The organism is Sulfuricella sp., from assembly GCF_035531155.1.
Lineage (GTDB): Bacteria > Pseudomonadota > Gammaproteobacteria > Burkholderiales > Sulfuricellaceae > Sulfuricella.
This window is the reverse complement of the sequence record NZ_DATKTK010000033.1, coordinates 1-15,743: the sequence shown is the minus strand read 5'-3', so window position 1 is coordinate 15,743 and position 15,743 is coordinate 1. Positions and strand designations below refer to the sequence as shown.

Sequence of the window (15,743 nt, the reverse complement as noted above, 5' to 3'; positions counted from 1 at the left end):
TTCGCCGCCAAACTTCTTCGACAAGATCGTGGTGATCGCCGCCGTCAGCGTCGTCTTGCCGTGATCCACGTGACCAATCGTGCCCACGTTTACGTGCGGCTTCGTCCGCTCAAATTTGCCTTTTGCCATGATGACTTCCCTCTATCTCAAAGAACGATTATTTCTTGTTAATAATTGCTTCGGCGACATTCTTCGGCGCCTCTGCGTAATGCTTGAATTCCATGGTATACGTTGCACGACCCTGAGTCAGCGAACGGAGCGTGGTGGAATAGCCGAACATTTCAGCCAAAGGCACTTCGGCCTTGATGGACTTGCCGCCGCCAGCCATGTCATCCATGCCCTGGATCATGCCGCGACGGGAGGAAAGATCGCCCATCACGTCGCCCATTTTTTCTTCCGGCATTTCGACTTCCACCGCCATCATCGGCTCAAGCAGCACCGGGCTGGCTTTGCGCATACCATCCTTGAACGCCATCGAAGCCGCCATCTTGAAGGCGTTTTCGTTGGAATCGACGTCATGGTAAGAACCGTCGAACAACGTCACTTTCACGTCCACCACCGGGAATCCGGCGAGCACACCATTCGGCAAGGTTTCGCGCAAACCCTTTTCCACTGCGGGAATATATTCACGCGGCACAGTCCCGCCCTTGACGGCATCGATGAACTCAAAGCCCTTGCCCGCTTCGTTCGGGCCCATCTTGATCCAGACGTGACCATACTGGCCACGACCACCGGACTGCTTGACGAATTTGCCTTCGACTTCGACTTCTTTCCTGATCGCCTCGCGGTAAGCCACTTGCGGCGCACCCACGTTGGCCTCGACGCCGAATTCGCGGCGCATGCGGTCGACCAGAATTTCCAGATGCAACTCACCCATGCCGGAAATGATGGTTTGATTGGTTTCTTCGTCGGTGCGCACGCGGAACGATGGATCTTCCTGCGCCAGACGATTAAGAGCCAGGCCCATTTTCTCCTGGTCAGCCTTGGTCTTGGGTTCCACGGCGACGTGAATCACTGGCTCAGGGAATATCATGCGTTCCAGGATGATCGTTTTGTTCAGGTCGCACAGCGTATCGCCCGTGGTCGCCTCCTTGAGGCCCACTGCCGCCGCGATATCACCCGCGTACACTTCCTTGAGTTCTTCGCGCTGATTAGCGTGCATCTGCAGAATTCGGCCGATGCGCTCTTTCTTTCCCTTGATCGGGTTGTAGATGGTGTCGCCAGTTTTCACCATGCCGGAATAGACGCGGAAGAAAATCAGCTGACCGACAAAAGGATCGGTCATAATCTTGAACGCCAGTCCGGCAAACGGCTCATCGTCGCTCGCCTTGCGACTGCCACGCTCCCCATTTTCCAGCTCGCCTTCCACCGGCTTAATATCAGTCGGTGCCGGCATGTAGTCGATCACGGCGTCCAGCATCGCCTGCACGCCCTTGTTCTTGAATGCGGAACCGCACAGCATCGGTACGATTTCGCCCGCAATCGTGCGTTGACGCAGGCCGCGCTTGATTTCAGCTTCCGACAAATCACCCTCTTCGAGGTATTTGTTCATCAACTCTTCGGACGCCTCGGCGGCGCTCTCCACCATCTTTTCGCGCCACTCCTGGGCGATCGCCAGGAGGTCGGCCGGAATATCGCGCAGGTCGAATTTCATGCCCTGGGAGGCTTCATCCCAGTAAATCGCCTTCATGCGAACCAAGTCGACGACGCCTTCGAATTTGTCTTCCGCCCCGATTGGCACCTGCAACGGCACCGGGTTAGCTTTCAGACGGCTCTTCATCTGGTCGTAAACCTTGAAGAAGTTGGCGCCGGAACGGTCCATCTTGTTAACGAAGGCCAGGCGCGGCACACCGTACTTGTTAGCCTGACGCCACACGGTTTCAGACTGGGGCTGCACACCGCCTACCGCGCAGTACACCATGCAGGCGCCGTCCAGCACGCGCATCGAGCGCTCCACTTCGATAGTGAAGTCAACGTGGCCCGGCGTGTCGATGATATTGATGCGATGCTCGGGGTAATTGTTGTCCATCCCCTTCCAGAAACAGGTCGTCGCTGCGGAGGTAATGGTAATCCCGCGCTCCTGCTCCTGCTCCATCCAGTCCATGGTGGCTGCGCCATCATGCACTTCACCGATCTTGTGCGATACACCGGTGTAAAACAGCACCCGCTCGGTCGCGGTGGTTTTGCCGGCGTCAATATGCGCGCTGATGCCGATGTTGCGATATCGTTCAATGGGTGTTTTACGTGCCACAGTTAAAACCTTTACTAAAGCCTTATTGCCATAGAGTTCACAGAGAACATGGAGAAAACAGCCAGCCTGAGCCCGTAACCTCCGTGTTCTCTGTGGCTAAATTAGAACCTGTAATGTGCGAACGCCTTGTTGGCTTCGGCCATACGGTGTATTTCATCACGCTTTTTCATCGCGGAACCGCGACCTTCAGCGGCGTCCAGCAATTCGCCAGCCAGGCGGAAGCCCATCGACTTCTCGCCACGCTTGCGTGCCGCATCCTTGATCCAGCGCATCGCCAGAGCAGTGCGGCGAACCGGGCGAACTTCAACCGGAACCTGGTAGTTGGCACCACCGACCCGGCGGCTCTTCACTTCAACGGAAGGACGCACATTCCCCAGCGCTTGAGTAAACACTTCAAGCGGGTTCTTGCCGCTTTTCTTCTCAATCTGCTCCAAAGCGCCGTAAATAATCCGCTCAGCAACGGCCTTTTTACCTGCCGTCATCAACACATTTACGAACTTGGAAATTTCCGCACTGCCGAATTTCGGATCAGGCAGGACTTCACGCTTGGGAACTTCTCTACGTCTTGGCATAATTACCTCGGAGCTATCTTTATAAATTAGCTTTTAAATTGGTTTAAGCCGCCTTCGGGCGCTTGGTGCCGTACTTGGAACGACTCTGTTTACGATCTTTCACGCCAGCGGTATCCAGGCTGCCGCGCACTGTATGGTAACGCACACCAGGCAAGTCCTTAACACGGCCGCCACGGATCAGCACCACCGAGTGCTCCTGCAGGTTATGGCCTTCACCGCCGATGTAGCTGGACACCTCGAAGCCGTTGGTAAGGCGCACACGTGCCACTTTACGCAACGCCGAGTTCGGCTTTTTCGGCGTCGTGGTGTAGACGCGAGTACAGACGCCGCGCTTCTGCGGGCCACCTTCCAGCGCAGGCACTTTGCTCTTGACAGGCTTGGGCTCGCGCGGTTTACGCACTAACTGGTTAATCGTTGGCATTAATAATCCATTCCTAAAAAATAACGGGGACGGCAACGGTTGCCGTCCCAAATATATGCACAGCGCCCATAAGGAATCCGGCGCAGGAATTTAGCCGCTGCTAAAAAGACTGTGGATTCTATTTTCTCCCTGACCAAATGTCAAGCTCCCCATGCGGTTATTTCACCGCATGGGGGATACCTCAGGTCGAAAGCTCACTGCCTTCCGGTGCGGCCGGCGACTCTTCGATCGCCTCTGCGCCCATCACCAAACCTTGGCCCGACTTCTGCCTGCGGCGAGCGGTGTGGAAGGCCAAGCCAGTACCCGCCGGAATCAGGCGGCCAACGATGACGTTCTCTTTCAGGCCACGCAACTCGTCCCGTTTGCCCATGATCGCCGCTTCAGTCAGCACGCGCGTCGTTTCCTGGAAGGAAGCGGCGGAGATGAACGAATCAGTAGACAGCGACGCTTTGGTGATGCCCAGCAACATGTACTCGTAAACAGCCGGCTCTTTCCCCTCGGCCACCATTTTCTCGTTCTCCGCCAGCACGTCGGCGCGCTCCACCTGCTCGCCCTGGATGAAGCGGGTCTCGCCCGGGTCCACCACGGTCACGCGGCGCAGCATCTGGCGCACGATCACTTCGATGTGCTTGTCGTTGATCTTCACACCTTGGAGGCGGTACACGTCCTGTACTTCATCGGTAATGTAGCGTGCCAGCGCCTCGACCCCCCGCAACCGCAGGATATCATGCGGATCAGCCGGGCCGTCGACGATACTTTCGCCCTTGTTCACCACCTGACCGTCGTGAGCGGTGACGTGCTTGTCCTTCGTAATCAGATATTCGTGGGGGACACCGTCCAGATCGGTGATCACCAGACGCTGCTTGCCCTTGGTGTCCTTGCCGAACGACACGATGCCGGTAACTTCAGCCAGCAAGCCGGCATCCTTCGGCGAACGTGCTTCGAACAGTTCCGCCACGCGCGGCAGACCCCCTGTAATGTCGCGGGTCTTGGAGGTTTCCTGAGGGATCCGCGCCAGCACGTCGCCGACGTTGACCATCTGACCGTCCTTCACTGTAATGATCGAGCCCAGCTGGAAAGTGATGTTAACCGGCAGGTCGGTGCCGGCGATCTTGATTTCCTGACCGCTGTCATCCAGCAGCTTGACCGCCGGACGCAAGCCCTTGAACTGGGTGGTGCCGCGGCGCTTGGGATCGATCACAACCAGAGAGGACAAGCCCGTCACATCGTCGAGCTGCTTGGCCACGGTAACGCCTTCTTCAACGTTGTCGAAGCGCGCCGTTCCCGCGTATTCGGTAATGATCGGGCGGGTATGCGGATCCCAGGTCGCCAGCACCTGGCCAGCCTTGGCGACAGAGCCGTCCGACGCCAGCAGGGTAGAGCCGTAAGGGATCTTCTGGCGCTCGCGCTCGCGGCCGTTGTCGTCGGTGATGATCACTTCGCCACTGCGCGAAATCACGATCTGTTCGTTCTTGGCGTTGGTCACGTAGCGCATGCCTGAGGCAAAGCGCGCTAGGCCGTTGGATTTGATCTCGACCTGGCTTGCTGCTGCCGCACGGGATGCCGCACCGCCGATGTGGAAGGTACGCATGGTCAGCTGGGTACCCGGTTCGCCGATGGACTGCGCAGCGATCACACCGACTGCCTCGCCCACGTTCACCTCGTAGCCGCGCCCGAGGTCGCGGCCGTAGCACTTGGCACACAAGCCGTAGCGGGTTTCGCAGGTCAGCGGGGTGCGCACCTTGACTTCGTCGATGCCCATCTGCTCGATCGCTTCCACCGCATCTTCGTCCAGCAACGTGCCAGCCTCGTAAACGGTCTCGCTGGTCTCCGGGTTAACCACATCCACCGCAGTGGTGCGGCCGAGGATACGCTCACGCAACGGCTCGACCACTTCGCCGCCTTCGACCAGCGCCTTCAGCGCCATGCCTTCGGCAGTGCCGCAATCGTTCTCGGTGACCACCAGATCCTGGGTCACGTCCACCAGACGGCGGGTGAGGTAGCCGGAGTTCGCGGTCTTCAGCGCGGTGTCGGCCAAACCTTTACGTGCGCCGTGAGTAGAGATGAAGTACTGCAGAACATTCAAACCCTCGCGAAAGTTTGCCGTAATCGGGGTCTCGATGATCGAGCCGTCAGGCTTGGCCATCAGACCCCGCATACCGGCCAACTGGCGAATCTGCGCCGCGGAGCCGCGAGCGCCGGAATCAGCCATCATGTAAATCGAGTTGAATGACTCCTGGGTGACCGTCTTACCATCCCGGTTGACTACCGGCTCGGTGCCGAGCTGGTTCATCATGGCCTTGGCCACTTGGTCGCCGCAACGGCCCCAGATATCCACCACCTTGTTGTAGCGCTCACCCTGAGTCACCAGGCCGGAGGTGTACTGCGCCTCGATTTCCTTGACCTCTTTCTCGGAAGCGCCGATCAGCTGTTCCTTCTCCGTCGGCACCAGCATGTCGTCGACGCAGATCGAAATGCCGGCGCGAGCCGCGTATGCGAAACCCGTATACATCAGCTTGTCGGCGAAAATCACGGTTTCGCGCAGGCCGCAGCGACGGAAGCTGGCGTTAATCAGCTTGGAAATTTCTTTCTTCTTCAGCGCCTTGTTGATCAGAGGGAACGGCAATCCAACGGGCAGAATCTCGGACAGCAAAGCCCGGCCGACCGTGGTCTCGTAACGCGTGATTTTTTCGCGCTTGTTGCCTTCCTCATCCAGCTCGTATTCCTTGATGCGCGCAGTGACCTTGGCATGCAATTCGACCTGGCGCGACTCATAGGCACGCGAGATCTCGCTGATCGTGCCGAACAGCGTACCTTCGCCCTTGGCATTGATCTTTTCGCGGGTCATGTAATACAGACCCAGCACGATATCCTGCGATGGCACGATGATCGGCTCGCCGTTGGCGGGCGACAACACGTTATTGGAGGCCAGCATCAAGGTACGCGCCTCGATCTGGGCTTCCAGCGACAGCGGCACGTGCACGGCCATCTGGTCGCCGTCGAAGTCGGCGTTGAACGCCGCGCAAACCAGCGGATGCAACTGGATTGCCTTGCCCTCGATCAGCACCGGTTCAAATGCCTGGATACCGAGACGATGCAGAGTCGGCGCGCGGTTCAGCATGACCGGATGCTCGCGGATTACGTCTTCCAGGATGTCCCAGACTTCCGGAATCTCATCTTCCACCATGCGCTTGGCCGCCTTGATGGTCGTGGCCAGGCCGAGCACTTCCAGCTTGTGGAAAATGAAGGGCTTGAACAGCTCCAGCGCCATTTTCTTGGGCAGACCGCACTGATGCAATTTGAGCTGCGGACCGACCACGATCACGGAACGGCCGGAGTAATCGACGCGCTTGCCCAGCAGGTTTTGGCGGAAGCGACCGCCTTTGCCCTTGATCATGTCGGCGAGCGACTTCAATGGACGCTTGTTGGCGCCGGTCATGGCCTTGCCACGACGACCGTTGTCGAGCAGGGAATCCACTGATTCCTGCAGCATCCGTTTCTCGTTGCGCACGATAATTTCAGGCGCTTTCAGCTCCAGCAGGCGCTTCAGGCGGTTGTTGCGGTTGATTACGCGACGGTACAGGTCATTCAGGTCGGAGGTCGCGAAGCGGCCGCCATCCAGCGGCACCAGCGGACGGAGTTCCGGCGGCAGCACCGGCAGCACTTCCAGGATCATCCACTCCGGCTTGATGCCGGATTTCTGGAATGCCTCCAGCACCTTGAGGCGCTTGGCAAGCTTCTTGATCTTGGTGTCGGAACCGGTTTCGGACAAATCCTTGCGCAGCTTCTCGACCTCAGCCTCGATGTTAAGGGTGCGCAACAGCTCGCGCACGCCTTCCGCACCCATGCAGGCGTGGAATTCGTCGCCGTATTCTTCCACTTTGGCCAGGTAGTCGTCCTCGGTCAACAACTGGGCTCGATTGAGCGGCGTCATGCCCGGATTGGTCACCACGTAAGCTTCGAAGTACAGCACCCGCTCGATGTCGCGCAGCGCCACGTCCAGCACCATGCCGAGCCGCGAGGGCAGCGACTTGAGGAACCAGATATGGGCTACCGGGGAGGCCAGCTCAATGTGAGCCATGCGCTCGCGGCGAACTTTGGACTGGGTCACTTCGACGCCGCATTTCTCGCAGATCACACCGCGATGCTTGAGGCGTTTGTACTTGCCGCAAAGACACTCATAGTCCTTGATCGGTCCAAAAATCTTGGCGCAAAACAGGCCATCGCGCTCCGGCTTGAAAGTGCGATAGTTGATGGTCTCCGGCTTCTTTACTTCACCGTAGGACCAGGAGCGGATTTTCTCCGGAGAAGCCAGAGCGATCTTGATCGCTTCGAATTCTTCTTCCTGGGTAACCTGTTTAAATAAATCGAGCAGTGCTTTCATGTCGTTCCTCCAGTGAGGGTTTAGGAGTGAGGGGCGAGGAACTGAAGTGTGCGAACCGCACGCTTCACTCCTCTCGCCTCACTCCTCACTACCAAATCAATAGCGTTCCAAGTCGATATCAATGGCCAGCGAGCGGATTTCCTTGACCAGCACATTGAAGGATTCCGGCATGCCGGCGTCGATCTTGTGTTCGCCCTTGACGATGTTCTCGTAAATCTTGGTGCGTCCGCTGACGTCGTCCGACTTCACGGTCAGCATCTCTTGGAGGATGTACGCGGCGCCATAAGCTTCAAGCGCCCACACTTCCATCTCGCCGAAACGCTGGCCACCGAACTGCGCTTTACCACCCAGAGGTTGCTGCGTGACCAGACTGTAAGGTCCGGTGGAACGTGCGTGCATCTTGTCGTCCACCAGATGGTGCAGTTTGAGCACGTGCATATAGCCCACCGTGACCGGACGCTCAAAGGCTTCACCGGTGCGTCCGTCGCTCAGGAATATCTGGCCTGAACGGGGCAAGCCCGCCAGCTCCAGCATGTCCTTGATTTCAGCTTCGGTCGCACCGTCGAACACCGGCGTTGCGAACGGCACGCCGCCCTGCAGGTTGTGCGCCAGGGTCAGCACTTCGTCGTCGGACAGGGAGTCGATGTCCTCATGCTTGCCGCTGCTGTTGTAGATTTTCCCGAGAAACTTGCGCATATCCTGAATCTTGGCATGCGCCTTGAGCATGTCGCCAATCTTGATCCCGAGACCTTTGGCCGCCCAGCCCAGGTGGACTTCCAGGATCTGCCCCACGTTCATGCGCGAAGGCACGCCCAGCGGGTTGAGCACGATGTCCATCGGGATGCCGTCGGCGGTATAGGGCATGTCCTCGATCGGAACGATCTTGGAAATAACACCCTTGTTACCGTGGCGACCGGCCATCTTGTCGCCGGGTTGCAGGCGGCGCTTCACCGCGACGTAGACCTTGACCATCTTCTGCACGCCGGGCGGCAGCTCGTCGCCACTGGTGAGTTTTTTCTTTTTCTCTTCGTACATCGCATCGAATTCGACCCGCTTCTGCGCCAGGCTCTCCTTCAACTGCTCCAGCTGGCGTGCGGCATCCTCCTCGGAAAGGCGGATATCGAACCACGAGTGACGTTCGACCTCAGTCAAATAGGTTTTGGTGACCTTGCTGCCTTTAGCCAGCTTCTTCGGCCCACCGTTGGCGGTCTTGCCGACAAGAAGCCTTTCTATCCGGCCGAAGGCATCGTTCTCGACGATGCGCATCTGGTCAGCCAAATCCTTCTTGAAACCCTTGAGTTCATCGTCGACGATCTGCTGTGCACGCACGTCACGCTCGATTCCCTCGCGAGTGAATACTTGCACATCGATCACCGTGCCGGACATGCCGGACGGCACGCGCAGGGAGGTATCCTTCACATCGGACGCCTTCTCGCCGAAAATGGCGCGCAGGAGCTTCTCTTCCGGCGTGAGCTGGGTTTCGCCTTTGGGCGTAACCTTGCCCACCAGTACGTCGCCCGCCTCTACTTCGGCACCGATATAGCAGATGCCGGATTCATCGAGACGGCCGAGCATACGCTCGGACAGGTTGGAAATATCACGGGTAATCTCTTCCGGCCCGAGCTTGGTGTCGCGTGCGACAACGGACAGTTCTTCGATGTGGATCGAGGTGTAGCGATCATCCGCCACCACGCGCTCGGAGATCAGGATCGAATCCTCGAAGTTGTAGCCGTTCCACGGCATAAACGCCACCAGCATGTTCTGGCCCAACGCCAGTTCGCCCATGTCGGTAGATGCGCCGTCGGCGATCACATCGCCCGCAGCGATCACATCCCCCACCTTCACCAGCGGACGCTGGTTGATGTTGGTGTTCTGATTGGAACGGGTGTACTTGATCAGGTTGTAGATATCCACGCCCACTTCGCCAGCGAGAGCCTCATCGTCATGCACCCGCACCACGATGCGGCCGGCGTCGACATGGTCGACAACACCGCCGCGGCGGGCCTGCACTGTGGTGCCGGAATCCACCGCCACGGTGCGCTCGATGCCGGTGCCCACCAGCGACTTTTCGGCACGCAGGCAGGGAACCGCCTGGCGCTGCATGTTGGAACCCATCAGCGCGCGGTTGGCATCGTCGTGCTCCAGGAACGGAATCAGCGAGGCCGCCACAGAGACGATCTGCGACGGCGCCACGTCCATATATTGCACTTTGTCCGGAGTGGACAGAGCGAATTCGTTATGATGGCGGCAGGACACCAGGTCCTGCACGAACTTGCCGCTCTTGTCGAGGTCGGCATTGGCCTGGGCGATCACATACTTGCCTTCTTCGATCGCCGACAGATAATCAATCTGGTCACTGACCTTACCATCCACCACCTTGCGGTAAGGTGTTTCCAGGAAGCCGTATTCATTGGTGCGTGCGAACAGCGCCAGGGAGTTGATCAGGCCGATGTTCGGGCCCTCCGGCGTTTCAATCGGGCACACCCGGCCGTAATGGGTGGGATGCACGTCGCGCACCTCGAAGCCGGCGCGCTCGCGGGTCAGACCGCCCGGGCCCAGCGCCGAAACGCGACGCTTGTGGGTGATCTCGGACAGCGGGTTGGTCTGGTCCATAAATTGCGACAACTGGGACGAACCGAAAAACTCCTTGATCGCGCCTGACACCGGCTTGGCGTTGATCAGGTCGTGCGGCATCAGGTTCTCGGATTCGGCCTGGGACAGGCGCTCCTTGACGGCGCGCTCGACGCGGACCAGTCCGGCTCGGAACTGGTTTTCTGCCAGCTCGCCAACCGAACGCACCCGGCGGTTGCCGAGGTGGTCGATATCGTCGATCTCGCCGCGACCGTTCTTGAGTTCAACCAGAATCTTGATCACCGAAACAATGTCGTCATTATCCAGGGTCATGTTGCCGGTCAACGCTTCGCGGCCGACACGGCGATTGAACTTCATGCGACCGACGGCGGACAGGTCGTAGCGCTCCTCGCTAAAGAACAGGCCACTGAACAACGCCTCCACTGAATCCTCGGTGGGAGGCTCGCCAGGACGCATCATGCGATAGATGGCGACGCGCGCAGCAGTTTGATCCAGCGTTTCATCAATGCGCAAGGTCTGCGAAATATAGGGCCCCTGATCCAGGTCGTTGGTATAGAGGGTGTTGATCTTGGCGACGCCAGCAGCCTGCAATGTCGCCAGGAGCTCTTCGGTAATCTCGTCGTTGGCGTTGGCGATGATCTCGCCGCTTTCCTTGTCAACAATAGCGTGGGCCAGCACCCGGCCCAGCAGGAAGTCGTCCGGCACGGACACCTTCTTGATGCCGGCTTTTTCCATGTCGCGAATGTGCTTGACGGTGATGCGCTTGTCCTTGGGCACGATAATGGTGCCATCTTTGCCCGCGACATCGAACTTGGCGACTTCACCACGCAGACGCTCCGGGACCAACTCGAACTGCACGCCCTTTTTGGCCAGATGGAAAGTATCATTGACAAAAAATTGAGCGAGGATCTGCTCAGGCTGGTAACCCAATGCCTTCAGCAGGATCGTTACCGGCATCTTGCGGCGGCGGTCAATACGGAAGTAGAGGTAATCTTTCGGATCGAATTCGAAATCCAGCCAGGAGCCGCGATAGGGAATCACGCGTGCCGAGAACAGCAACTTGCCGGAAGAGTGCGTCTTGCCACGGTCGTGCTCGAAGAACACGCCAGGAGAACGGTGCAACTGGGACACGATCACGCGCTCAGTGCCGTTGATCACGAACGAGCCGGAGCGGGTCATGAGCGGAATCTCGCCCATGTATACTTCCTGCTCCTTGACTTCCTTCACCGTCGGCTTGGAGGCTTCCCGATCCATGATGGTCAGGCGCACCTTGACGCGCAACGGGGCTGCGAAGGTCAATCCGCGCTGCTGGCATTCCACCACGTCAAACGGCGGTTCGCCAAGTTTATAGCTAACGAAATCCAGACGAGCATTCTTGGAATGGCTCTCGATCGGGAAAATCGAGCTGAACGCGGCCTGCAGGCCTTCGCTCTTGCGAATTTCGGGCTTGACTTCCGCTTGCAGAAAAGCCGCGTAGGAATCCAGCTGGGTAGCCAGCAGAAAAGGCACTTCCAGCACGCTGGCGCGCTTGGCAAAGCTTTTGCGGATACGTCTTTTCTCAGTAAAAGAGTAGCTCATAGTATCTCCATGAATGTTTCCGCATCAGAGGACGGAAGGTAGAAGACTGCAATAACGGCGGTCTGCTATCTGCCGGCTTCTAAAAGCGGGAAAAGGCTGGCGGTTTCCCGCCAGCCTGATCTCGGTACAGCAGTGCTTACTTGACTTCGCAGGTCGCGCCGGCTTCGATCAGCTGCTTGGCAACAGCGTCGGCATCAGCCTTGGAAACGCCTTCCTTGACAGCCTTGGGAGCGCCGTCGACCAAGTCTTTGGCTTCTTTCAAGCCCAGACCGGTGATGGTGCGAACCACTTTAATGGTGTTCACTTTGTTGTCGCCGGCGCCAGTCAGAATGACGTCAAACTCGGTTTTCTCTTCGACAGCGGCGGCAGCAGCAGCCGCCGGAGCAGCAGCAACAGCGGCGGCTGCAGCGGAAACGCCGAACTTCTCTTCCATGTCCTTGATCATTTCGGACAGCTCGAGAACGGTCATACCAGCGATTGCGTCGAGAATTTCAGCTTTGGAAATAGCCATGATTTACAACTCCTGAATAATTAATTTGAAACTAGATTTAAGATTAGGTTGCAGCTGGTTAAGCGGCCTGCTTTTGGTCGCGCACGGCAGCAAGTCCGCGTACGAACTTGGTCGGCACTTCGTTGAGCGTACGCACGAACGTCGCGATCGGCGCCTGCATCGTACCCATGAGCCTGGACAGCAATTCATCGCGACTTGGCATGGTGGCGAGGTTTGCGACATCCTTGGAGGACATCACAAAATTCGCCATGGCTCCGGCCTTGATCACGAACTTCTCATTGCCTTTAGCAAACTCGTGCAGTACTTTAGCCGCCGCAACGGGGTCGCTGGAAATACCATAAGCAAGCGGCCCGACCAGATGGTCGGACAAACCCGCAAACGGCGTTTCTGCAACGGCACGACGCACCAGGGTGTTTTTCAACACGCGCAGGAAAACGCCGGCTTCGCGAGCCTTGGCACGCAGCTTGGTCATGTCTTTCACTTCCATGCCGCGATACTCAGCCACCACGATGGTCTGAGCACTTGCCAGCTGCGCGATCACTTCCGCTACAACTGCTTTTTTCTCTTCAAGATTCAGACTCAAGGTCTTCCCTCCTTCCGTTAAAATTAGCCCCGAAAACGGATGCGATTTCTCGCATCCGTTTTCTGAACTTACCCACGGCGACCTTCATTCAGGAGAAATTTTCGCTGGCAAATCAAATTGTCGGCAACAAATTTCAAAACCCGTCTGGGCACGCCATCTGCGTTGGGCGGAGCTGCAATGGATAATGAGTAAATGGGTGATGAAACCCATTGCTCTTCCAGCATCACGCGCTACCGATTAAGCCGTCGAACTCCATGTATCGGGGTGGGCGAGGTATGCTTCTTCTCATCACTCATCACCCATTACCCATTACACATTACTCTCAGGCCCCAACGGTCTTTGATGGCCTGCCGGAGCTTCCCCCGGCAGACCCAAAGTTCTTTATGCAGTCAGAGTGCCTTGATCCACCCTGACGCCCACTCCCATGGTGCTGGAGAGGGCCACTTTCTTCAAATAAATACCTTTGGAGGCAGCCGGCTTGGCCTTATTCAAGGCATCCACCAGAGCCAGCAGGTTTTCCTTGAGGGCATCTTCGCCAAAGGAGGCACGACCGATGGTGCATTGCACTATGCCACCCTTGTCGGTGCGGTATTGCACCTGGCCGGCCTTGGCGTTTCTCACCGCTTCAGCCACGTTGGGGCTTACCGTGCCAACCTTAGGGTTAGGCATCAGTCCGCGCGGGCCAAGGATCTGGCCAAGCTGACCCACGATGCGCATGGCATCGGGAGTAGCGATAACCACGTCGAAATCCATCTTGCCGGCTTTGATTTCAGCAGCCAGATCTTCGAAACCGACGATGTCGGCGCCTGCCTCCTTGGCCTTGGCCACATTGTCACCCTGGGCGAACACTGCAACGCGGACGGTTTTGCCGGTACCACGCGGCAACACGACGGAGCCGCGCACCAACTGGTCGGATTTACGCGCATCGATACCGAGATTCACGGCCACGTCGATGGACTCGTCAAATTTGGCGGTGGCAGTTTGCTTGACCAGCGCCAGCGCGTCCACCAGGGAATAGGCCTTGTTGCGATCGACTTTGGCCGTGATCGCCTTGGTGCGTTTGGAAATATGTGCCATGTTATACGCCCTCCACTTCAATGCCCATACTGCGGGCGCTGCCAGCGATAGTGCGCACTGCCGCATCCATATCGGAAGCGGTCAGGTCGGGCATCTTCGCTTTGGCGATGTCTTCTGCCTGGGCGCGCGTCAGCTTACCCACCTTGTCGGTATGCGGACGCGGGCTGCCTTTTTGCACGCCGGCTGCCTTCTTGATCAGCACGGTGGCGGGCGGCGTCTTCATGATGAAGGTGAAGCTCTTGTCCGCGTAGGCGGTAATCACCACCGGGATCGGCAGACCCACTTCCAGACCTTGGGTCTGGGCATTGAACGCCTTGCAGAACTCCATGATATTCAGGCCGCGCTGACCCAATGCCGGACCGATGGGTGGGCTGGGGTTGGCTTTGCCTGCAGGCACCTGCAGCTTGATGTAACCGATGATCTTCTTTGCCACTTTTACAACTCCTCTAAAATGGGTGCAAACGCTCTATACAAATCGCCGTACCGAGCTCCCCAGTTAAAAAACCTTTTTCTCAGGCCTTCTCGACCTGGCTGAATTCCAGTTCCACCGGCGTGGAACGACCGAAAATCAGCACCGACACGCGCAACTTGCTCTTGTCGTAATTGACATCTTCCACCATGCCATTGAAATCGGTGAATGGCCCTTCCTTGACTCGCACCGCCTCGCCAACCTCGAACAGCACCTTGGGCCTGGGTTTTTCCACACCCTCCTGGATCTGCTGCATCAAAGCAGCGACTTCCTTTTCGCTGATCGGAGTCGGCTTTTGCGCGGAACCGCCGACAAAACCGGTCACCTTGGCGGTATTCTTTACCAAGTGCCAGGTTTCATCGTCCATTTCCATCTGCACCAGCACATAGCCCGGGAAGAACTTGCGCTCGCTGATGCTTTTCTGGCCGCTTTTCATCTCGACCACTTCTTCGACCGGCACGAGAATCTGGCCGAACTTGTCCTGCATGCCTGCGCGCTCAATGCGCTCCTGCAGGGCTCGTTGCACGCTCTTCTCGTAGCCCGAATAGGCGTGCACAACGTACCATCGCATTGCCATCAATCCCCCTGGCCCATCAATAATTTGACCGCCCACATCAGGCTGGCATCCACAATCCACAGGAAAATCGCAATCACCACCACCAGCAAAAATACGACGCCGGTGGTCTGGAATGTTTCCTTGCGGGTCGGCCATACGACCTTCTTGGTTTCTACCCACGCATCCTTGCCGAAGGCGAAAAACTGCTGACCGGGCCCGCTAAACCGTGCCACGAAAATCGCCATGGCCACACCCACCAACACTGCCAGCACACGCAACACCAAAGCATGTTCGGACAACAGGTAGAAGCCGGCAATTCCTGCCGCAAGCAGCAGTACAGCCAAGCCCAATTTGATTTTATCTGTCATAAGGTTTCTTTTCGGAAATGCAAACAGCGACCGGCACACATGCCGGTCGCCCGATCAATTTATTATTTCTGTCGCCCGTTCGCTTTTCCACACCATCTATCTGGCAGGCCAGGAGGGCCTCGAACCCCCAACCCTCGGTTTTGGAGACCGATACTCTGCCAATTGAGCTACTGGCCTAATTTTTGCAATGAGAGACGGGCAATCGGTTTCATCACCCATTACCCTTTCCTCATTACGTTGTTACTCGATAACCTTTGCCACGACGCCGGCGCCGACGGTACGGCCGCCTTCGCGAATCGCGAAGCGCAGACCTTCTTCCATCGCGATCGGCTGGATCAGCGCGACCGTGATCGAGACGTTGTCGCCAGGCATCACCATTTC

General features: G+C 57.6%; 12 protein-coding genes, 1 tRNA gene and 1 pseudogene. All 14 read right to left on the bottom strand.

Going from position 1 to position 15,743, the window contains the following annotated elements; translation table 11 throughout:
* The coding region (locus VMV64_RS06980) for a GTP-binding protein (RefSeq protein WP_325329226.1) at nucleotides 1-129 on the bottom strand (129 nt) is incomplete at its 3' end.
* A 28-nt stretch (nucleotides 130-157) separates the two neighbouring features.
* Nucleotides 158-2,251, bottom strand: coding sequence for an elongation factor G (gene fusA, locus VMV64_RS06975; RefSeq protein WP_325329236.1), 2,094 nt, complete (start codon nucleotides 2,249-2,251; stop codon nucleotides 158-160).
* Nucleotides 2,252-2,352: 101 nt separating this feature from the next.
* On the bottom strand, nucleotides 2,353-2,823 hold the full coding sequence (gene rpsG, locus VMV64_RS06970; RefSeq protein WP_009206589.1) for a 30S ribosomal protein S7: 471 nt from the start codon (nucleotides 2,821-2,823) through the stop codon (nucleotides 2,353-2,355).
* Between the two features lie 43 nt (nucleotides 2,824-2,866).
* A complete protein-coding gene (rpsL, locus tag VMV64_RS06965) occupies nucleotides 2,867-3,244 on the bottom strand; it encodes a 30S ribosomal protein S12 (RefSeq protein WP_325329235.1) in 378 nt (125 codons plus the stop codon).
* Nucleotides 3,245-3,425: 181 nt separating this feature from the next.
* The gene (gene rpoC, locus VMV64_RS06960) at nucleotides 3,426-7,628 is read right to left on the bottom strand and encodes a DNA-directed RNA polymerase subunit beta' (RefSeq protein WP_325329234.1); all 4,203 of its coding nucleotides are present in this window, start codon (nucleotides 7,626-7,628) and stop codon (nucleotides 3,426-3,428) included.
* Nucleotides 7,629-7,724: 96 nt separating this feature from the next.
* Complete coding sequence (rpoB, locus tag VMV64_RS06955) at nucleotides 7,725-11,798, bottom strand: DNA-directed RNA polymerase subunit beta (protein ID WP_325329233.1); 4,074 nt, start codon at nucleotides 11,796-11,798, stop codon at nucleotides 7,725-7,727.
* Nucleotides 11,799-11,934: 136 nt separating this feature from the next.
* On the bottom strand, nucleotides 11,935-12,309 hold the full coding sequence (gene rplL / locus VMV64_RS06950; protein WP_325329232.1) for a 50S ribosomal protein L7/L12: 375 nt from the start codon (nucleotides 12,307-12,309) through the stop codon (nucleotides 11,935-11,937).
* 58 nt (nucleotides 12,310-12,367) lie between these two features.
* Nucleotides 12,368-12,892, bottom strand: a complete 525-nt coding sequence (rplJ, locus tag VMV64_RS06945; RefSeq protein ID WP_325329231.1) for a 50S ribosomal protein L10 — start codon at nucleotides 12,890-12,892, stop codon at nucleotides 12,368-12,370.
* A 381-nt stretch (nucleotides 12,893-13,273) separates the two neighbouring features.
* The gene (rplA, locus tag VMV64_RS06940; protein WP_325329230.1) at nucleotides 13,274-13,969 is read right to left on the bottom strand and encodes a 50S ribosomal protein L1; all 696 of its coding nucleotides are present in this window, start codon (nucleotides 13,967-13,969) and stop codon (nucleotides 13,274-13,276) included.
* A 1-nt stretch (nucleotide 13,970) separates the two neighbouring features.
* Complete coding sequence (rplK, locus tag VMV64_RS06935; RefSeq protein ID WP_325329229.1) at nucleotides 13,971-14,402, bottom strand: 50S ribosomal protein L11; 432 nt, start codon at nucleotides 14,400-14,402, stop codon at nucleotides 13,971-13,973.
* 79 nt (nucleotides 14,403-14,481) lie between these two features.
* On the bottom strand, nucleotides 14,482-15,015 hold the full coding sequence (gene nusG, locus VMV64_RS06930) for a transcription termination/antitermination protein NusG (RefSeq protein WP_325329228.1): 534 nt from the start codon (nucleotides 15,013-15,015) through the stop codon (nucleotides 14,482-14,484).
* The gene (gene secE / locus VMV64_RS06925) at nucleotides 15,015-15,362 is read right to left on the bottom strand and encodes a preprotein translocase subunit SecE (protein WP_325329227.1); all 348 of its coding nucleotides are present in this window, start codon (nucleotides 15,360-15,362) and stop codon (nucleotides 15,015-15,017) included. The genes nusG and secE overlap by 1 nt, the downstream gene beginning before the upstream one ends.
* A gap of 101 nt (nucleotides 15,363-15,463) precedes the next feature.
* A tRNA-Trp gene (locus VMV64_RS06920) sits at nucleotides 15,464-15,539 on the bottom strand.
* A 63-nt stretch (nucleotides 15,540-15,602) separates the two neighbouring features.
* Nucleotides 15,603-15,743: pseudogene (tuf, locus tag VMV64_RS06915) on the bottom strand (elongation factor Tu); the annotation flags it as partial.